The following is a 20,072-nucleotide window of genomic DNA, read 5'->3' on the forward strand; positions in this document are numbered from 1 at the left end:
TTTAACTACTATTTTGATAACCGTATGCAAAAAAATTTCATTACTCGCCGAGCCCGTTTTTTTAGACAGTGCCTGAACATTGCTGTCCTAATTGCCACTTTCACCACGTTAAATGGCTGCGTAAGTACTCAAAATGAAAGTCCTTACACTTACGCTCCGTCTGCATCACCCTATCAAGATGTGGTCAATGCACAGCAGCGAGCTGTGGAACAAAGCAAATTACTTTTGGTTGTACTGGGTGCTCAGTGGTGCCACGACAGTACTGGCTTAGCTGAGCGTTTTGCGACAAAGGAAATGGACCTTATTCTACGCGCTCATTATGAAACCGTATTTGTTGATGTGGGAACACTTGAAGACAGAAGAAATATAACCGAGCGATTTGACTACCCCATTTATTACGCCACACCAACAGTAATGGTGGTTGAACCTAAAACCAGCGCATTGTTAAACAGAACGTCAATGGATATATGGGGGCGCGCTGACAGCATTCCCTTATCGGAGTACATTCAGTATTTCTCTCGCTTTCCTGCAATGACAACTGCGCAAAAAGCCCCGTTTATTAACTGGGAAGCGACAGATGAAGAAGAAGCTTACAATAAAGAGCAAGCACTCAGATTACAAAGCGCTTATGACAAACTCGGTCCGCTACTTGCGCTAGATTTACAAGGTAATACCCCACAAGGGCTTAACGAGCTATGGAAAGAGACCAAAGGGTTTCGCACTGAACTGCAAAAAACGCTGATAAAGCGCGCCGAGCTTACGTTAGATTCTGAGAATGGCAATGGAGTCAACACCACGCCAGCATTGCGACACTACAATCCGTTTTCGTGGGAACATAATTAGGGCCTGTTGACCTTTGGTGTACGAATTTTGGTCTAAATGGAAGCCTTTTAATCGCGAAACAGTGCTGCAAGCCTAGCGGGCTAAGTTAAAGGACTGTGACAAAGAATACGGACATTAAAAAGGGCCTTTCCAACGGCCCTTTTTTAATAAACTCGGTTTTATGAAGCGCAGTTCAACTGTTTACGCTTTTGCCCTGTTTGATGCCGTATTATTAGTGGTGCTATTTGACGGATTACTTCTGCGCTTAGCTGGTCGTTTAGCGGCACTTCCTTCACTTCCTGAGCGTCTTCGACCTGCAGGCTTTCCACCGCTATTGTTGCGCGAATCCGGTTTACCTGCGCGCGGATTACCATTTCCGCTACGGTTGCCTTGACGTTGACCCGACTTTTTATTCTCGCCACTTCGTTTACCTTCGCTGCCGCTCTCACCTTGTGGTGCTTTCGGCTTTTTCGGCTTCTTGGGCTTTTTAGGCTTAGAAAGCGTGGTAACAGGCACGGCTTGCTGAGGCTCGAAACCTTCCAACGTTTCACGAGGAAGCAGCTTTTGAATCAGTGTCTCAATATCTTTCAGGTTTTGCAGTTCTTCAGCACATACAAATGACCACGCCTGTCCACTAGCCCCTGCGCGCCCTGTACGACCAATTCGGTGAACATAATCAGCTGCCGTATTGGGTAAGTCTAGGTTTACAACGATAGGCAATTCACTAATGTCGATGCCGCGTGCTGCGATATCGGTGGCTACCAGCACTTTAATTGCGCCATTTTTAAAGTCAGCAAGCGCTTTAGTTCTCGCTCCTTGGCTTTTATTACCGTGAATAGCGGCACTTGGAATTTTTGACCGAGTTAGCTTTTCTGCAATACGATTAGCACCGTGTTTCGTGCGGCTAAATACTAACACCTGCTCCCACTTCTGCTGTTTGATCAGACAAATAAGCGCGGTCGTCTTTTTAGATTTATCAATGGTCACTAAGTGCTGCTGAACCGCTTCTACCGTGGTATTGGCTGGCGCGGTTGAAATACTCACAGGGTTGCGCGTTATTGTTTTCGCCAGCGCAGTGATTTCATCAGAAAACGTGGCTGAAAACAGTAAGCTTTGACGCTCTTGTGGCAATAGCTTCAATACTCTCTTAATGTCGTGAATAAAGCCCATATCAAGCATTCTGTCGGCTTCATCCAATACCAACACTTCAAGCTGAGAAAACTTAACAGCGTTTTGCTGGTAGAGGTCAAGCAATCGTCCAGGCGTAGCAATTAACACATCCACACCTTTACGCAGCTTCATCATTTGAGGATTAATCCCTACACCACCAAATACCACGGCAGTTTTTAATGGCAAAAACTCGCTGAACGCTCTGATGCTCTCTTCTACCTGAGCAGCAAGTTCTCGCGTGGGTGTTAAGATAAGTGCCCGAACATTGTTGCCAGATACAGGTTGTCCTTCCATCAATCTCTGTAAAATAGGAAGTCCAAATCCTGCAGTTTTCCCTGTTCCCGTTTGCGCAGCTGCCAACACATCCTTTCCTTGCAATACTTCTGGTATTGCCTTTTCCTGGATTGGTGATGGTGTACTAAACCCTCGTTTTTCAATAGCTTTTAACAAGGGTTCAGCGAGCCCTAATTGGGTAAATGACATTAATAAACTCCTGTCATAGGTATTTATAAAAAATTGCATACCGCAAAGGTATAAGCGTTAGTGCTTTATTGCTAACCGTGGGGGTTATAGATTACTGGGAAAACCTAAAGAGATACGCCATTGCCAACTTGGCTTATTGGTGTTTGACATCAAGAAAAGAACGTAGGTGTTTACTCTTACAAATTGCGCGCGGAGTCTACCACTAAAAGCCGAAAGCCACCAGCGCATTTTTTGTTCAAAATCTAGTTAAGCCTGTCTGACGTTTAACTTAATAAGTTCCGATTTACATAGCATAACAGCAAGGGAAGTTTCATCGGCTTTTCGCTCTAAGGGAAAGGTCTTATACCGTACCGTCTTCCCTCATTTTTAGGAGAGATATTGTTATATTTATATTTTTATCAAAACGATAAATATCTATTTAATACGAATTTTTCGACCTAGAAACGTAAACTTATCAAGTAACAGAGTTTAATTTTATTTATCAATACCTTAAGACATTTAGCTTTTACAAGTGTGCGTTAAAAAACAAGTTAAACAGGGCTCTTCTACGTAAAAACACCTCAAAACCTTTGAAATTAAAGACAACTTGATAGCCAATTTCTGTTGGATAGATAAAAAAAGCTTTACCATATTTGTTATAACAGATAAAAAGCGCGCAGTTATTCCACGCTCAAATTACATCCACGCTGCTGCAGTGTGGCAAACAAGTGAAGTAGAAAACATGAATGTTGATAGTTTAACCCAGCACTTTGAGGAAAAGTTGGCTTTAGTCAAAGCATCGGTGATGTCTGATAGCTTTGTTATCCAGCTTACAACAATCGCAATTATTTATTGCGTTGCGTTTTTGCTTGCACGACAAGTAAAAAAGCCATTTAAGTTTACCCGAGAAAAGCCACAGCAAGGCGCACATACTATGCACGGCTTTTTATACAATCTGGGTGAGGCACTATTCCCGCTTATCACCATCAGTATGCTAAAGCTTACTACCGTGTTGGGGGCGCAATTTCAGTTTGATGCATGGCTATTGGAAATAGCCGTTGTTGTAGCACTAATGCTGTTTGTTAATTCCTTGATTACTGGTTTTGTCGAAAACAACACCATTGCAGCGTTTATGCGATGGGTGGGTTTACCTATCCTATTTTTACACTTAGTTGGCGTGCTTCCGCTGATAACTTCAGCATTGGAGTCAATGGCAATATCAGTCGGCAATGTTGAAATATCAGCGTATGGCGTAACAAGAGTGCTATTGTTTGGTGGCTTGCTGTTCTGGCTAGGCCGCAGCTCGAACGCCATTGGTCAAGATATTATTCGAAACCATAAGTCGCTCGACGTTTCTACCAAAGAAGTGTTCGCAAAGCTGTTTGAAGTTGCCCTGTTCTGTGTGGTGTTTCTTTTATTGCTTAACGTCATGGGAATTAATCTTACCGCATTAGCCGTGTTCGGAGGTGCAGTAGGTGTGGGTTTAGGCTTAGGTCTGCAGTCCATCGCATCAAACTTCATTTCGGGCATCATTATTCTGTTAGATAAATCGTTGACCGTAGGCGATTACGTTGAATTGGAAGACGGGCAGAAAGGTATCGTCAGAGAATTTAAAATGCGCTATGCCGTATTAGAGACATATGACGGTAAAGATGTACTGGTGCCTAACGAAAAGTTTATCAGCTCCTTGCTAATAAACTGGACACACAAAAACCAAAAACAACGTTACCGCATCGACTTTTCTGTCGCCTATAAAACTGATATCCGCGCGATGGTAGAGATTATTAAAGAGGCGGTATCGGAACATCCGCAGGTGATCAGTGGCGATGATGTTCCATTTGAAGAGCTGCCTGACTGTGAAATAGATAGCTTTGGCGACTCTGGCGTTAACATGTTCGTTGAGTTTTGGATGGAAGGTGTGGACGATGGTAAAAACCGCGTGGGTGGCGATTTGCTGCTTACTGTGTTTGAAACATTACGCGAGCACAACATTGAAATACCGTTCCCTCAACGCGAAGTAAGGGTTATCAACGAACAAGGCATTGGTATTCGAAATACCACACCGTAGCTATATTCGCTCATGACATGAGCGCTTTCGGTCATACCTTCGCGCTGGCTAAAACCTAGCGCGAAGTGTATCCCATTGCCACTCTTGGGCAGACAGACCTAACGTCTGGACAAACTTTGCATAGTCTTCTTTGCCCATCGCTGATGCTACAGTTTTTAATTGAGATTTGGCTTTTATTGCTTTTACCTGCAGTAACTCCAATCGCTTATCGGCACTTGAATCGAAGTTTTCACTGATGATTGCATTCGCTTTATTGGTCGCTTCCCACGCTGTAATCACATAGCCCACCAGCTTTATGTAAACACCCACCATACGCTTTCGCTCAAATATGTTCTCAAACAGTGAGCCGGATAACGACATTTGGAAACTGGCCTCTGTTTCTAAGGCAACAAATTGCTCGGCGTTCTTTAGCTCATTCAACACATTGTGTAAAAGCTTAATGTGGGCATGCGTATTAAGTGCATCGACGTGAAGTGCATTAATATCGTCGCTTAGCATTTCTAAATTGACCAACGTTCGTTGAAGACTAGCCATTGTGGTAATTGTCTATAGAAGCGAAAAATAAAGGTTCAGTGTATCGAATTAAAGATGGGTTTGCGATGGTCTCGCGGTCGTTTTAATCACATTAAGAATTCATAACACAACTAATAGAAATCAATTAAAAAGGGCGCGGAAGCGCCCTTTTAGTTTTTATGTCTATTGAGAATTAGTTGTTAAGCTAATTCGCGATAGCAGTTATACCGCATCTATTTACCCAAGCTGGCGTTTAGATCGTGACGTAAATCGAAACGGTCTAGCGTCATCACTTTGGTCCAAGCGTCGACGAAGTCTTTAACAAAACGGCTTTTCGCGTTGTCGTAGGCATAAACTTCGGCCACTGCACGCAGCTCACTGTTTGATCCAAAGACCAGGTCTACAGGCGTACCTGTATACATAACTTCACCAGTAGTTCTGTTTACACCTTCATATACCGACGGGTTATCTGTTTTTCTCCACTTAACGCCCATATCAAGAAGCGTTACGAAGAAATCGTTGTTAAGCGTGCCTACTTTGTCAGTAAATACACCGTGGCTAGTGCCACCTGTATTTGCTCCCAATGAACGCAGACCACCAAGCAAAACAGTCATTTCTGGTACCGTTAGATTAAGCTGATCGGCTTTGTCTACCAGCATGTCGGTTGGCGAACGATAGCTAGCTTCTGCGTTGTAATAGTTTCTAAACGCATCGGCTGTTGGCTCTAACAATGAAAACGAATTAACGTCTGTTTGCTCTTGGGTAGCATCAGTTCTACCAGGAACCACTGGCACAGTAACCTTGACGCCAGCATCTGCCGCTGCTTTTTCAATTGCTGCCGCGCCGCCAATCACAATGAGGTCAGCAAGAGACACTTTCTTCTTAGAAAACATGCGTGAATTGTAGTCTTCTTGCATCTCTTTAAGCTTAGAAACAACGGCTTGAACGGTTTCAGGCTCATTGGCTTCCCAATTCATTTGCGGTTCAAGGGCAATACGAGCACCATTCGCTCCACCGCGTAAATCAGATGCTCGGAAGCTAGACGCTGCCGCCCATGCTGTTTTCACAAGTTGCTGAACGGTTAAACCACTGTCTAAGATGTCAGCTTTAAGTTTCTTAACGTCTTTATCAGAGATCGCTTTATAGTCAGCTTTAGGCACTGGATCTTGCCAGATGAAGTTCTCTTCTGGGATATCGTTACCCAAGTAACGTGCCTTAGGACCCATATCGCGGTGAGTTAGCTTGAACCACGCTTTGGCAAACGCCGTTTGATACTCTTTAGGATCCGCTAAGAAGCGCTCGGCAATTTTTCGATACTCTGGATCATACTTAAGCGCCAAGTCAGCTGTAGTCATCACAGGAGGATTTTTCTTACCTTCTACGTGCGCATCTGGTACTGATTTATGAAGCGATTCATCGGTAGGGATCCACTGGATAGCGCCAGCAGGACTGCGAGTTTGCTTCCACTCAAAGCCCAATAAGTTTTGAAGATATAGGCTCGTCCATTTAGTAGGTAGCTGTGTCCAAGCACCTTCCAAACCGCTCGTTACTGTGTCTTCTGCATTGCCTTTCCCGCAATTGTTCTTCCAACCTAGTCCCTGCTCTTCTAAGCCTGCACCGCCTGGCTCAGCTTCTAAACAATCAGCAGGCTTGTGTGCGCCGTGCATTTTTCCAAATGTATGACCACCCGCTATTAGCGCAACGGTCTCTTCATCATTCATCGCCATACGGCCAAATGCAGTGCGAATATTTTTCGCAGATCCCATCGGATCAGGCACACCTTTAGGGCCTTCAGGGTTAACATAGATCAAGCCCATGTGCGTTGCCCCCAACGGGCGCTGAAGCTTACCGTCGCGCTCTTCACGATCGCTCGCAAGCATTTCCACTTCTGGGCCCCAATAAACCATGTCAGGTTCCCAGTCGTCGGTACGACCACCCGCAAATCCATAGGTGTCAAAGCCCATGTTCTCCATGCCTACAGTACCCGCAAGGATCATTAAGTCGCCCCAAGATAAACTTTCACCGTACTTTTGCTTAATAGGCCAAAGCAAGCGACGCGCTTTATCAAGGTTTCCGTTGTCTGGCCAGCTGTTCAGCGGATCAAAACGCATTTGACCACCGTCACCACCGCCACGACCATCTAGCGTACGATAGGTACCTGCACTGTGCCATGAAAGTCGAATGAAGAAAGGACCATAATTTCCGAAGTCGGCCGGCCACCAATCTTGAGAAGTAGTGAGTAGCTCATTAACATCTTTTTTTACTTGGTCGAGATCTAGCTTAGCGAATGCCTTTGCATAACTGAAATCATCACCTAGTGGGTTTGAGCGATTATCGTGATCTCTTAACGGAGAGAGATCGAGCTGATCAGGCCACCAAAATTGATTATTTTTCGCTTGAAAAGCTTTAGCAGTGCCCGTGCCTTTAGCACCCGCAGGCTTACTAATTTGATCGTTGGCAATAGCCCCTGTTGCACCAAGCGATAAGGCAACAAGTACTGATACTGTGGTTTTTTTAAACCTGTTTATAGTCATGGTCTTTTCCCGTCTGAGTTTGTTGTAGTTACCAAAGCGTGAGTGCGAATCACACCACTAATTTGTTAACATTTTGTTTACCTCATAAGCAGTTAAAAGATAGACAGGCTTAGAGAATATTTACAGTTGATAAAATGAATTCAACTGATTAGAAAATCCAATCAATGAAAAGTTGATTAATTTCAATATCTTAAAAACCCAGTTCACTTTATGACGTAAACGACTGTCGCTCAGTAGAATTATGTAATGCGGAAAATGAGCTAGATCTGTGAATCTCTTTCAGAGATTGGGAAATTTTTTCGCTTCTTGAAGAGTGAAACTTTTCCATACTTTCTATAAGCGGCTAAATAACCAACTAAAAAGTGTCGGTTTATGTAAAGTTTTCATCTAATTGAAATACATTCTGCAATTTCTACCATGGCACAGCAATTGATACAGAGATGATGCAATTAAAGACGCATTAACTTCAGATAAGAAGTCGATGGAATGTTAAAGAAGTAATGAGGATGAACTTATGAAAAACACACTTAAGACACTTACCGGACTTGCAGCTGTTGCCTCTATCAGTGCTATGGCTTCATTCAGTGCGCATGCTCAATCAAATCAAATTGAAGCAAAAGACAGTGGTTTTTATGTCGGTGGTAATTACGGTTACCTACGCGTTGAAGGTGAAGATGACTTTGACGATGACAAAGATGTTTGGCAAGGCCTTGTTGGATATAAATTCAATGAGTGGATTGCAATTGAAGGTGGTTACATCGATTTTGGTGATTACGGTAACGACCTTGCAGGGGCTGAAACAGACGGCTACACAGCGGCGATCAAGGGTATTCTTCCATTAACAGAGCGTTTTTCTCTCTACGCGAAAGCAGGTCAACTTTGGTCAGAAACCGAGTATAACTTTGCTGGCGTTTCACGTGATAACGATGACGAAAGCTTGTTTGTAGGCGCAGGTCTAAGCTACGCGATTACTAGTAACTTTTTAGTAAACGCCGAGTACACTGTTTATGATACAGAGCTTGATGCAGACGAAGCGTTTGATGACATCGACGACACCGATTTTGAAACCGATCTTAAGCAAGCCAGTATTGGTGTTGAGTATCGTTTCTAAGACATTTGTTGCCTCACGTTTAACAACGTGACTTAATGAGAATGCTAAAGCCTTGGCAACACAGCCAAGGCTTTTTACTTTTTGCTACCCGTCTATTTTCTGGATGAGCTGCGCCAGTTCCTCAATTTTTGACACTGTCGTTTTAACTAAGTTGTCAATTTCATTGGATGAGGACTGGGAGTTACCTGCTAACGTTCGTACTTCATCAGCCACAACCGCAAACCCTCTTCCCATTTCACCTGCTCGTGCCGCTTCTATCGCTGCATTTAGCGCTAGCAAATTAGTTTGCTCAGAAATAGAATTAATTGTGCCCACTATATTACTTATAGTCTGGCTGGTAACCAGTAGCTCTTTCATAGAATCTTGAGTATCGTTAACCGCTTGTTTTCTAGAGGTGATATTAACGGCAAAAAAGACATAACGTGTTACTTGCCCGTTAAAGTTCTTAAGTGCGCTGATTCTCGCGTCAAAGGCAAGATAACGCCCAGCCACTTGAAACTCAGTAATTTTTGAAACAAAACCAGCGCTCTCTAGAGTAGACTTGTCCTCTGCAGAAAGACTATTCATTACCTCATCTGCAAATGATTCAGAGCTCATTACCCCGTTCAATGTGTCGCGTAGTAGTTTGTTTGCCTCAACGACTTCACCATTAGGCTTCATTTCAAGAAGAACAAGTGCACTGCCTATAGCTTTTAATTTGTTAGTAAAATCTAAAGCCATTTGCTTAACACGAGTAATATCAGCCTGAACCGCGATAAAGTTAACGAGTTTTTCTTCTTTGAAAACGGGGTTTATTGATAGTGAAGTCCAGTAAGGTGTACCGTCCTTTCTATAGTTAAGAATTTCATCATAAAATGCTTCGCGGTTTTTAATTTTTTGTCGTATCACATCCACAGTACGTTGATCGGTTTCCTCACCTTGTAAAAATGATCCAGGTTTCTTACCTTTTACTTCGTCCAGCTCCCACCCCGTCAACCGGTAAAACCCGTTATTAACGTACTCTATGAGACCATCTGCATCAGATATAATAACGGCGTTGTCTGTTTCGTTGGCAACCAGCGAAAGCATACGTTGTAACTCTCGCTGCTCTACTTCTTCTGTTACATCTTTAATAAATGCTGTGTAGAGGGTTCGGTCAGCCAGCCTTACTTTAGACAAAGACAGCCTGCCCCACAGGCTTTTACCGTCTTTCCGCTCCACTTTAACTTCGCGGCTGGTTCCGACAATTTTGTCTTGGCCTGTTTCTCTATTTGCGTTGACATAGTTATCGTGGTTCGCTTGAATCGCCTGAGGCACTAACATCTTCACATTTTGGCCAATTACTTCATCTCTTGTGTATCCCCATAGCTTCTCAGCGGATGCGTTGAACAAGGTTACGTTGTTGTTTTCATCGATACACACCACAGCATCTAACGCTTGCTCTAATGTTTGCTCCACTATTTCGCGAGACTCTCGCTCTTCTGTAACGTCTCGAACGAAAGCGGTGTAGTGCTTCTTTCCTGCAACAATAACCTGAGATAAAGCAAGCTGAACCCAAATTCGCTCCCCACTTTTTGTTTCTAATTCGACTTCTCGCGAGCTGCCAACGATTTTATTAACATTTGTTTGTCGATGAGAATTAACGTAATTGTCGTGATTTGCTTTGTGTTCGTGGGGAACCAATAGTTTGATATTTTTGCCTAGTACCTCGTTTGGCGTATAGCCCCATAACTTTTGAGCGGCATCGTTGTAAAACGTAATGTTGTTTTTTTCATCTATGGTAACTACAGCCAAGATTGATTGAGCAAGCGCCTGTTTCGCCGCATTTTCCTTTGAAAAAAACTTCATTTATCTAGACCTTCTCATTAAATTTTTTAAGTTATATAGAAGATCTTTCCCTGTTTTTCCAACTGTGAATATTAAACTCGTTTCACAGTGAAAATATTACACATTACGAGCTGATACATCTTACACACGAGCTCAAAAACTCTAATTATCGATAAAAATCATTTACTTATATTTATCGTTCTTTCGTTTTATAGAGGTACAAATTCTGCAACAGAATACAAATAGTGAAAAATGAATAAATAGGAAACGTCACATGCAATCAGGAAAGAGTGTATTTCAACCCGGTCAAAACTGTTGGGTAGAGAGCAAGGCTCGCTTTTCTACACCTTTGATAGATTGCGGAAACTATTATAAAGCCTTGCACAGCTCTATCGTTAAAGCTAAGCACAGTATCTTCATCGTTGGATGGGACATAGATAGCCGCATTCGTTTGCTGCGAGGCGACGACGAAGCGAACAGTGAAGCGCCGAGCGTAATAAGTGATTTACTTAAGTGGAAAGCTGAGCAAAACCCTGACATTAAAATTTACCTGCTACGTTGGGACTCATCGCTAGCCTTTTTCGCGCAGCGCGAAATGTGGGCAAAGGAAGTGTGGGAAGAAAAAACGCCAGACAATGTGCAAACCGAGCTCGATGACACGATTCCGATGGGCGGAAGTCAGCACCAAAAAATTGTGGTTATCGATGATGAACTCGTATTCTCAGGTGGAATGGATGTATCCACTAACCGCTGGGATACCCGTGACCATCCCGTAGTTTCAGAAGAGCGTGATGGGCCTGATGGGGAGTATGGTCCTCTTCATGATGTGCAAATGGTATCAAGTGGACCCGTAGTAGCCGACTTTTCAAAATTAGTTCGATGGAGGTGGCAGCGTGTTGCTGACTCTTCACCTATTGATATCCGCAAGGACGCGCGCATTGATGAAAATGCCCCGTTGCCTGATGCTTGGCCACAAGATTATCCTCCCCTTTTTGAAGACGTAGAGTGTGCACTTGCCAGAACAATTCCATTTATGGATGAGGTCGAGCCTGCTCAAGAGGTACGTCATATGCTGCTTGATCTTATCGGTGAAGCAGAGTCTGTAATCTACATTGAGAATCAATTTACAACGCGTCAGGAGATCGCTGAAGCGCTGAATAAGCAGCTCAAACTGAAACCTAATCTTTCGGTCATTATCGTAAGTTCCTACGAGCCAAAAGGTAAGTTTGAGTGCGAAGCATTTTGGGCAAGCCGCATAGAATTCAAGGAAATTTTAGAAAAAGGGGTTGACCCTAAGCGAGTAAAACTGACTTATTCTTCAATTGAAGACATGCAAGGCCGCAAGGCATACAAGCGCATCCACTCCAAAGTGATGACCATCGATAACAAATACCTTGTTATCGGGTCATCAAACTTGAGTAATCGCTCAATGACGCTAGACACCGAAATCGACACGGTGTTGTTCGGTAACACTAAGGACAATCAGGCGTGTATTGAGCAAGTGAGAAACGACTTACTCGCAGAGCACACGGGACGCGATATTGATGCAATGCCAGCGTTATTCAACAATGAATATCCGGTTGAAGCATTAATGCAGGATCAGATAGCACACGGCTACGTACTTACCGAAGTTCGCGATGAGGTGTTTACCGAACAATCCGTTAAGAATGTGTTCAGAGCGTTATCTGACCCTGAAGAACCCCTTATTTCAGTGCCAACCTTTGATGGAGCTGCTATGCCTGCACGTAACCCAAGACGTCGCAGTATTATGATTTTGATTGGTCTTGCCATCATTGCTGTTCTTGGCGGGCTTATGTTTTGGGCTAGCCAGTCCATACCATGGTTAAGTTCCGACAGCATTAACGCCTTTCTAGAGAAAAGTCGTGGAACCTACTTTGCTCTGCCTACCGTGTTGCTGGTTTATGTGGTCGGCGGCGTTTTATTCTTCCCGGTCACAGTACTGTCACTTGCTGTGGCTGCTATTTTTGGCCCTATATGGGGGCCCATCTACGGCATCATGGGAGCACTAATGAGCTCTGCAATCATGTTTGGAATAGGCAAGCTATCTGGCAACGCGGGGCTTAGAAAAATTGGTGGTCCAAAGGTAGCTGCCGTTGATGAAAAACTAAAGCGTAGCGGTATCGTTGGCGTCGCGGCCATTCGAATGTTGCCTGTAGCGCCCTTTAGTTTGGTGAATTTGGTAGCGGGTATCTCATCTATTGGCATTTTCCAGTTTTTAGTAGGGACATTTTTAGGCATGTTCCCGCCCATGATTGCGAAAGGGCTTGTGGGTGATTCGATAGCACAAATTTGGCAAAACCCTTCTGTGGAAACCATTAGCTATTTAGTTGGCGGTATCGTTTTATGGGGCCTTATGATTTGGGGCTCGCAAAAATTTGCCCGCTACTACCAAGCTCGGAAGGAGTCGGGGAATCAAGATACTGCCAGTGATAATAGTGACAAAGATGAGGTAGAGAAATGTGCCGCATAGTGACCTACAACATTCACAGCGGAATAGGTAGAGACAAAAAGCACGATTACAAACGCATAGGGCAATTCTTGGCAAACAGTGGCGCCGACGTGGTGCTGCTGCAAGAAATGGATACTCGTCCCTCTGAGCGAAGTACAGCACAGGACGTTAAAGATATCTGCGCTGAAAACACGTTTAAGCTCATTCCATCACCAGCCATTAGGGAATCTGATGGCTGGTATGGCAACGCCATCCTAACTCGCTTTGACGTATTAGCGCACGATACACTGGATGTCAGCCAAAACGGGCGACAGCCTAGAAATGTTCAGATTGTAGAGCTCAAGACAGAGAAGACCCCCCTTACGGTGGTGAATACCCATAAGGGGCTTAAGAAGCTAGAACGTCGCTCACAGTTTTCTTTGCTTCATGAGCACCTTTCTTTGAAGATGAAAGAGAAGCAAATCCCTCTAGTTCTAGCCGGTGATTTCAACGAGTGGCAGTTTTTCTCAAAAGCGTTTAAAGCACTTAACGAATTGCTATTACAGCAAAAAGTGGGGGCAACATTTCCAAGCCACTTTCCTGTATTTGCACTTGATAGAGTATGGGTGTCTGACGACATCAAGGTAAAAGCGTGCAGAAAATTAAAAAATGCGAAAACTCGAATCTTGTCAGATCATTTACCTGTACTTGTTGATATTGAACTGCCCCAGAACGACTAACCCAGTGCTCTTTTGCACTTAACGGGTTGCATTATTCTCGTCGTACGCGAGATTTAGCATTATCTTGTGTTGGCATAGTGCTATGCAGGTTGCGCTATTAACGATGAAGCGGCAAATTCTAACGTACCGCACCAGTGTTTCAGTGCGTTTTCTTGAGCCACTACTTTTCTGAGAATATCAATGATCGGACTGCTATCTAGTAGCGTCTTGGCACTTTTGTTTGTCGCAGCGAGTACAGTACGCTGCATTTCTGGCTGTGTTATTTTCAGTGATGAAACTAGACCAGACTCCTTTAAATGAAAAATAGCTGATGTAGGAAGGATCATCACGCCTTCTCCCTGCATAACTTGCCTAAGGCCAGTCATGAGTTGTCCAGAATAAGCCAAATCGTGCTGCAAACTAACGCCCGTTGCTTTTTCATAGTCAGCAATTAGTTGACCCAATGCATCTTTGTTACCCGGTGACAGCAAAGGTAATTCACTGATTTCCCAAAAACGGATCGTCGTTCTATCTCGAAGCTTGGCGTATTGTTCACACGATGAGGAGGCAGAAAAAACCAAATGAAGATCTTCTTGAATTAGCGGTGTGACTCGCATGAATTTAGGGTCGACAGCTTGCTGATAAGTAAGCGCAACATCCACCTGCTTTGACTCAAGCCAATCATTAATGGTGTAAGACGGTCCAGTGCTGATTTCGACTTTGAGCCCTTTATGGTTCGCCGTTATCTCCGTGAGCAGCGGTAAAGAAAGCACATTGCCGATTGACGGTAGCATTCCTATTTTTACTACCTTCTTTTGTCCAGTTTGAAAGGCTTCCAATGCGGCCTTAACGTTGTCTATTTCGGTTAGCAGCTTTAATGCATGTTTATAAAAAACTTCGCCCGCCGATGTTAGGTTTACTCCCGAAAAACTTCTTTCAAGCAGCGTCGCTTTCATCTCTCTTTCTAAACTTGCTAACTGCTGACTAATGGCGGGTTGAGCGATATCCAATGCTCTCGCTGCCGCAGCAATACTACCCTTACGCACAGTCATAACAAAATAATGCAGCTGTTTTGAATGCACTTGCCCTCCTTACAAAGGTGGTGAGTTCTAGAACGGGAACGGTTTAATGAAGACGGCAGCAACGAATATGCCATTCCATTAAGTTATATGAAGCAAAATTGTAAAAATGGGCTAAAAGCAGTGGGGCATGAAAATCTTGTCTTCCTCCATACTTAAGTCTAATAGCATTAAATTAGCGCCCTGTGAGACGGCTCAATATTTTTCTTATACCCCTGAATAATCTTCTTTCTTCCTGCAAAGCCAAAGAGTTTTTAGCCTTGTTCTTGTACACGAGTAGCTAGACAACAATAACAAGATGCTTCTCGCATCAAAGTAGTGCTCGTGCGTGCCTAAAAAGAGTGCAGATTTTAATAATCCACACCCACAAAACTAAGTAGCAATAAGCACGATTGGGAACACAAATGAAACAGAAAAAGCTCCACACTGCAGTACGTTACGCACTTACCGGATTAACACTTTTCACTACTTCATTGCTTGTACAGGCGCAAGAAGTGACTGAAGAAACCACAGAAGCCAAAGACCTAGAACGCATTGCCGTTGTTGGTGCCCGCGGTGCACCGCGTTCGGTGACCAGCTCCCCTGTACCGGTTGATGTACTCACCGCCGAAGACGTTGAAGCCGTTGCGTTTACCGATATGAACAATGTCCTTATGACACTCGTTCCCTCTTATTCCGTAGGCCGTCAACCCATTTCCGACGGCGGAACATTTATCCGTCCAGCAACGCTTCGAGGTATGCCCACCGATAAAACGCTTGTTTTGGTTAACTCTAAACGTCGTCACAGGGCCGCACTTGTTTCAATTGGCGGTTCTGGCACACAGGGGCCAGACATCGCAACTATTCCCACCGCAGCAATTCAAAGTGTTGAAGTGTTGCGCGACGGTGCAGCTGCGCAATATGGCTCAGATGCCATTGCAGGTGTTATCAACTTTCAATTAAAAAATAACACCGAAGGCGGCTCGTTCACTGCCGACTACGGCAGCTACTACGAAGGAGATGGCGATCAAATTACCGTTACTGGGAATAAAGGTTTCGCGTTAGGCGACGATGGCTTTTTCAGTATTTCAGCCGAATACTCTGACAGCGAGGCCACCTTTCGCGGTGAGCAATATTGTGAGCCATGGTTTTGTGTGGATGACCAGTCAGATCAATACATCGCTGATGCTACGGCCATGGCCAACAGCGTTCATGGTTCAGACGTAGTCCAACCATGGGGGCAACCAAATACAAGCGGGACGCGTGTTTTCTTTAACGCCGGTTACGCACTATCCAGTAAACTTGAACTCTACGCATTCGGTAACTATTCAGAAAGTGAAGGTGACGGTTCATTCTATTATCGCTATCCAGGCAATGGCACCATTGAAGACATTCGACTTGAGGACGGTTCAATCTGGAACCCGCTAGAGTTCTTCCCTGGTGGCTTCACGCCTCGTTTCTTCGGTGATGTGACTGACTACTCATTTGTTGGTGGTGTTAAGGGCATGTCGGGCGACCTTACTTATGATATCAGTGGTCGTTACGGCAATAATGAAATCTCTTACACACTAGCCAATACCATTAACCCGTCACTGGGTAACGAGTCACCTACTTCATTTAAGCCGGGTGACTTAACCAACGAAGAAACACAGATTCAAGCTGACTTCACCTATGACTTGAACCAGTATGTTCTTGCCTTCGGTGCAAGTTACTTAGACGAGTCATACGAAATCTCTGAAGGCGAGCTAAGTTCCTATTTTGCAGGCTCTTACGCCACATCCGACCCTTGGGAGTTTTGTAACGACGACTACACCACTACGGCACTGGGCGCTGCTGTCATTGCTAACGGTTCAACTCTGAATTGTGCCAACTACACCAGTGCTGACAGTAACGACGATGGGGTTGAAGATGATGGATTCGCTGGAGTAGACGCCGTTTATACCGTTGTAGGCGTTGGCTCCAACGGCTTTCCTGGCTATTCACCAGACTATTCGGGCTCATACGAGCGTGACTCATATGCGGTATACACGGATATCTCTGGTGACATTACAGACGAGTTGTTTGCTCAGGCTGCGCTGCGTTATGAAGACTATTCTGACTTTGGCTCAGAAGTAGTATACAAAGTAGCAGGGTTCTATCAGTTTAGTGATGAAGTAGGCTTTAGGTCGTCTTTTGGCACTGGCTTTAGAGCCCCTACTCCAGGTCAGCAGGGCACCACCAACGTATCTACACGTCTGCCCGATGGCTTCCCAGTAGCAACAGGTTTGTTCCCAGCCGGCGGCGAAGTAGCGCGGGCGCTTGGTGCCAACGAGCTTTCACCCGAAAAATCGACCAACTTTACGCTGGGCATGACTGCGAACTATGGCGATTTAACGCTCACTGTTGATTACTACAACATCAAGCTTGAAGACCGCCTTTACTCTGTGTCTACCCGAGATGTTTCCACCACTGTCGTTACCGACCCTCAAGCAGACGGTTATGACGCATACCAAAACTATCTAGCCCTATCAGGTGCCAATGTTTCTGGCGCCGAGTCCATTGGTGGTGTGTTCTTCTTCCAAAACGCTTTCGATACCGTAACCGAAGGCGTGGACGTTGTTGCTACTTACAAGATGGAGTCGAGGTATGGCGCAACCGTGCTAACCGGCTCTGTGAATTACAACAAAACAGAATTCGATTCTGATCCGAGTGAATACTTGAACGCTGAGGATCAGTTCGACTTTGAAAATGGCCGTCCCGAAATGCGTGGTGTCTTCTCAGTTACCCACAGTTACGACGTGTGGTCTGCCGTTGCACGTCTTAGCTATTTTGGCGAATACGAAAATGCGGGAAGCGATGACGGGGTAAACGCCACGAATATTCAAACCTTCGGTGACGAATATATGTTCGATATAGAGGGCTCCTACCTTATTAACGAAAACCTCACCCTGTCAGTGGGGGTAAGAAATCTCTTCGACAATTACCCAGATGTGAGTACTAACGGCGACGCCTGTTGCGGTGAAGTCTATGACTCTGCCTCGGTGGTTGATTGGCAGGGAGGATATTACTACACCCGACTTGCAGCCCGTTTTTAACTGGCTCCTTGCAAACACCGACATAAGTCGGTGTTTGTGTATGTAGTTAACTGTATATAAGAAAAACTTAAAAGGTCATTCATGTTTAAAGCTGTTTCATGCGGAGTAAAAAGCAAATGGAAATAGAGCTACTGTGGTTTGTAGTTACTTTGTGTATAACTGGTGCCATTGCAGGTATCACGGCAGGTCTGTTTGGTAATGGCGGGGGATTTGTTGTCGTGCCAGCTCTTCTCGCTGTTTTTCCGTTTTTTACTCCTCCATCAGAAGCCCTCGTTAAGGTAGCCATCGGAACATCATTGGCATCCATTGTGGTATCAAGCGCTCGGTCAGTGATGGCGCATCGCGCTAAAGGTGCGGTGGATTTTGACATTCTTCGCTCGTGGAGTATTTGGCTTATTCTTGGCGTTGGTGGCGGGCTGCTCATCGCAAACAACTCCAGCGCCAATGGTTTAACGGTCGTGTTCGCCGCTGGTGTTCTACTTTACTCCGTATACTTCCTTTTCCCTGAGTTCGTTGTAAGACCCGGGCTTGTTTTCGATATGCCTAAAGGCATAGGCAAAGCGGTTTTGGCGTTTGTTCTGGGTGGTTTCTCTGCTCTGCTTGGCATAGGCGGCGGTACGCCGACAGTAATCACTATGGTGATGTGCCAGCGCACCATTCAACAGGCTGTTGCGACCGCCGCAGGCGTCGGCTTTCTTATCGGGCTTCCAGGTGCCATTGGCTTTTTGTTTATGAAGCACCCTGAAACCGCCTCGTTGCCGGTAGGCACTATTGGCTACATCAATATACCTGCGCTTATTGCTATCAGTATTGGGGCAATCTTTACCGCTCCAATCGGAGCCAAAATGGCGCACAACTTCAGTGAAAAGAAGCTAAAGCGCTTATTTGGCATCTATCTCGTCATTGTTTCTAGCGCAATGTTCTATAAAGCCATTTAAAAGAAGAAGGAGAAAACCCGTGAGTTATAACCGTTCAAGACGCTTGTTTATTGGTGGCACAGTTGCAGCGTCAGCAATAGGTGCGAGTGGCATAAGTCACCTTGTGAGCGCCCAATCTGTTAGCGCAAGCGCTTCCCCATCGTCTGTTATGTATGGACCAAAGCCTGGGGTTGCAAAGCTCAATGCCAATGAGAACCCGTTTGGGCCGAGCCCGAAAGCGCTAGACGCTATCGCAAAAGCATCGGCGGAAGGTGGAGCCTACTATGCTTATCCTGCCGCTATGACGCTATTGGATATGATTGCCGAGCGCTATGGCATTACTCGAAAGCACATTTCTTTGAGCGCAGGTTCAAGCCCTATTCTTTCCTACGCCGCCCTTGCGGCCAGCAAGAACGGAAAAATTCTGGGCCCGGACCTTTTTTGGGACACCACGTCTAAAGCACCTGAAAAACAAGGTGCGCCAGAAATAGTGAGAGTTGCTAATACGGCAGAGCTTGATATTGACCTTGATGCCATGTACGCCGCAATAGACGACTCTATTGGTATGGTGCACATTTGTAACCCGAACAATCCAACGGGAAAAGTGCTCGATCCGAATAAGCTTCGCGAATTCTGCATAAAAGCATCTAAAAAAACACTGGTGTTGGTCGACGAGGCATATAACGAGCTTATCGATGAGCCTCCTAAGCATTCAATGATTCCGCTCGTTAAAGCTGGTCATAATGTCATTGTAGCGAGAACCTTCTCAAAGATTTATGGCTTAGCAGGTATGCGCGTGGGCTATTTAATCGCATCAGAGGAAAACACTGAGTGGATCAATCGCTATGGCATGGGCGGCTATACATTGAATCAAGCAGGCCTTGCCGCGGCTATCGCCAGCTACAATGACGATGCCTTTTTAACTTTCTCTAAAGAGAAAATTTATGAAGGTAAATCTATGGTTATGGACGCAGTAAAAGCAAATGGATTGACAGCGCTACCTTCTAGTACTAACTTTATTTTTGTTAATTTAGGTGACGGCAACGCAGAGTACTTCCGCCAAGCCATGGCTGAACAGGACGTGCTGATTAGAGGAATCTACCGTACGTACGACAACTGGTCTCGCGTAAGTATGGGAAAAATTGGCGATGTAAAACGCTATGTTGATGCCATGCCCAGTGCACTTGAAAAAATGTACACTATGCAAAATACTTAGCTGCAAGGGTGTGCATTGTCGGCCGATGCACACCTCGCTACTTATAGACTTAAATTTTCTGCTACTTCCTCGTTTACTCTCCTAGTCATTTTCAACTAAAAGTCTAATACGCATAAAAGTCACTTCTGTCATATACTCATTTTAAAGCGCCAC

13 protein-coding genes are annotated in these 20,072 nt (G+C 44.8%); 8 read left to right on the forward strand and 5 right to left on the reverse strand.

The window, feature by feature from the left end; genetic code table 11:
* The first annotated feature begins 24 nt into the window (after window positions 1–24).
* Entirely contained in the window at window positions 25–843 is an 819-nt protein-coding gene (locus tag ACFI6L_RS14075) for a thioredoxin family protein (protein ID WP_014977389.1), read from the forward strand.
* Window positions 844–1,023: 180 nt separating this feature from the next.
* Here ACFI6L_RS14075 and ACFI6L_RS14080 read toward each other — a convergent pair whose 3' ends face one another.
* Entirely contained in the window at window positions 1,024–2,475 is a 1,452-nt protein-coding gene (locus ACFI6L_RS14080; RefSeq protein ID WP_014977390.1) for a DEAD/DEAH box helicase, read from the reverse strand.
* A gap of 721 nt (window positions 2,476–3,196) precedes the next feature.
* On the opposite strand from ACFI6L_RS14080, the gene ACFI6L_RS14085 reads away from it, so the two are divergent.
* The gene (locus ACFI6L_RS14085; protein WP_075176721.1) at window positions 3,197–4,522 is read left to right on the forward strand and encodes a mechanosensitive ion channel family protein; all 1,326 of its coding nucleotides are present in this window, start codon (window positions 3,197–3,199) and stop codon (window positions 4,520–4,522) included.
* Between the two features lie 48 nt (window positions 4,523–4,570).
* Here ACFI6L_RS14085 and ACFI6L_RS14090 read toward each other — a convergent pair whose 3' ends face one another.
* Entirely contained in the window at window positions 4,571–5,056 is a 486-nt protein-coding gene (locus ACFI6L_RS14090; RefSeq protein ID WP_371342362.1) for a hypothetical protein, read from the reverse strand.
* A gap of 212 nt (window positions 5,057–5,268) precedes the next feature.
* Window positions 5,269–7,569 (reverse strand): catalase/peroxidase HPI, encoded by a 2,301-nt coding sequence (katG, locus tag ACFI6L_RS14095; RefSeq protein ID WP_014977393.1) that lies wholly within the window; start codon window positions 7,567–7,569, stop codon window positions 5,269–5,271.
* 514 nt (window positions 7,570–8,083) lie between these two features.
* Between katG and ACFI6L_RS14100 the strand changes: the two genes are divergently transcribed.
* The gene (locus tag ACFI6L_RS14100) at window positions 8,084–8,680 is read left to right on the forward strand and encodes a porin family protein (RefSeq protein ID WP_371342361.1); all 597 of its coding nucleotides are present in this window, start codon (window positions 8,084–8,086) and stop codon (window positions 8,678–8,680) included.
* An 84-nt stretch (window positions 8,681–8,764) separates the two neighbouring features.
* On the opposite strand, the gene ACFI6L_RS14105 is transcribed toward ACFI6L_RS14100, so the two are convergent.
* Window positions 8,765–10,507 carry a PAS domain S-box protein gene (locus ACFI6L_RS14105; RefSeq protein WP_110288092.1) on the reverse strand — a complete coding sequence of 581 codons (1,743 nt, stop codon included), beginning with the start codon at window positions 10,505–10,507 and terminating at the stop codon, window positions 8,765–8,767.
* 253 nt (window positions 10,508–10,760) lie between these two features.
* Here ACFI6L_RS14105 and ACFI6L_RS14110 point away from each other — a divergent pair, with 253 nt between their 5' ends.
* Together ACFI6L_RS14110 and ACFI6L_RS14115 are read left to right on the forward strand one after the other, a co-directional pair.
* Window positions 10,761–12,977, forward strand: a complete 2,217-nt coding sequence (locus tag ACFI6L_RS14110) for a VTT domain-containing protein (protein ID WP_371342360.1) — start codon at window positions 10,761–10,763, stop codon at window positions 12,975–12,977.
* Complete coding sequence (locus ACFI6L_RS14115) at window positions 12,965–13,675, forward strand: endonuclease/exonuclease/phosphatase family protein (protein ID WP_014949486.1); 711 nt, start codon at window positions 12,965–12,967, stop codon at window positions 13,673–13,675. Before ACFI6L_RS14110 ends, ACFI6L_RS14115 begins: the two co-directional genes overlap by 13 nt.
* 80 nt (window positions 13,676–13,755) lie before the next feature.
* Here ACFI6L_RS14115 and ACFI6L_RS14120 read toward each other — a convergent pair whose 3' ends face one another.
* Window positions 13,756–14,736 carry a LysR family transcriptional regulator gene (locus ACFI6L_RS14120; RefSeq protein ID WP_371342359.1) on the reverse strand — a complete coding sequence of 327 codons (981 nt, stop codon included), beginning with the start codon at window positions 14,734–14,736 and terminating at the stop codon, window positions 13,756–13,758.
* A gap of 401 nt (window positions 14,737–15,137) precedes the next feature.
* Between ACFI6L_RS14120 and ACFI6L_RS14125 the strand changes: the two genes are divergently transcribed.
* The 3 genes from ACFI6L_RS14125 to ACFI6L_RS14135 all read left to right on the forward strand — a co-directional run bounded on the left by ACFI6L_RS14125 (window position 15,138) and on the right by ACFI6L_RS14135 (window position 19,919).
* Window positions 15,138–17,786 (forward strand): TonB-dependent receptor plug domain-containing protein, encoded by a 2,649-nt coding sequence (locus ACFI6L_RS14125; RefSeq protein ID WP_371342358.1) that lies wholly within the window; start codon window positions 15,138–15,140, stop codon window positions 17,784–17,786.
* Window positions 17,787–17,902: 116 nt separating this feature from the next.
* Window positions 17,903–18,724, forward strand: a complete 822-nt coding sequence (locus tag ACFI6L_RS14130) for a sulfite exporter TauE/SafE family protein (protein WP_014949489.1) — start codon at window positions 17,903–17,905, stop codon at window positions 18,722–18,724.
* Between the two features lie 19 nt (window positions 18,725–18,743).
* Window positions 18,744–19,919 (forward strand): pyridoxal phosphate-dependent aminotransferase, encoded by a 1,176-nt coding sequence (locus ACFI6L_RS14135; RefSeq protein ID WP_014949490.1) that lies wholly within the window; start codon window positions 18,744–18,746, stop codon window positions 19,917–19,919.
* The last annotated feature ends 153 nt before the right edge of the window (window positions 19,920–20,072 follow it).

The organism is Alteromonas sp. G4i35, from assembly GCF_054960375.1.

Coding starts and splice junctions, on each gene's coding strand:
- ACFI6L_RS14075 (WP_014977389.1), top strand. CDS start 25: ATGCAAAAAAATTTCATTACTCGCCGAGCCCGTTTTTTTAGACAGTGC.
- ACFI6L_RS14080 (WP_014977390.1), bottom strand. CDS start 2,475: ATGTCATTTACCCAATTAGGGCTCGCTGAACCCTTGTTAAAAGCTATT.
- ACFI6L_RS14085 (WP_075176721.1), top strand. CDS start 3,197: ATGAATGTTGATAGTTTAACCCAGCACTTTGAGGAAAAGTTGGCTTTA.
- ACFI6L_RS14090 (WP_371342362.1), bottom strand. CDS start 5,056: ATGGCTAGTCTTCAACGAACGTTGGTCAATTTAGAAATGCTAAGCGAC.
- katG (WP_014977393.1), bottom strand. CDS start 7,569: ATGACTATAAACAGGTTTAAAAAAACCACAGTATCAGTACTTGTTGCC.
- ACFI6L_RS14100 (WP_371342361.1), top strand. CDS start 8,084: ATGAAAAACACACTTAAGACACTTACCGGACTTGCAGCTGTTGCCTCT.
- ACFI6L_RS14105 (WP_110288092.1), bottom strand. CDS start 10,507: ATGAAGTTTTTTTCAAAGGAAAATGCGGCGAAACAGGCGCTTGCTCAA.
- ACFI6L_RS14110 (WP_371342360.1), top strand. CDS start 10,761: ATGCAATCAGGAAAGAGTGTATTTCAACCCGGTCAAAACTGTTGGGTA.
- ACFI6L_RS14115 (WP_014949486.1), top strand. CDS start 12,965: ATGTGCCGCATAGTGACCTACAACATTCACAGCGGAATAGGTAGAGAC.
- ACFI6L_RS14125 (WP_371342358.1), top strand. CDS start 15,138: ATGAAACAGAAAAAGCTCCACACTGCAGTACGTTACGCACTTACCGGA.
- ACFI6L_RS14130 (WP_014949489.1), top strand. CDS start 17,903: ATGGAAATAGAGCTACTGTGGTTTGTAGTTACTTTGTGTATAACTGGT.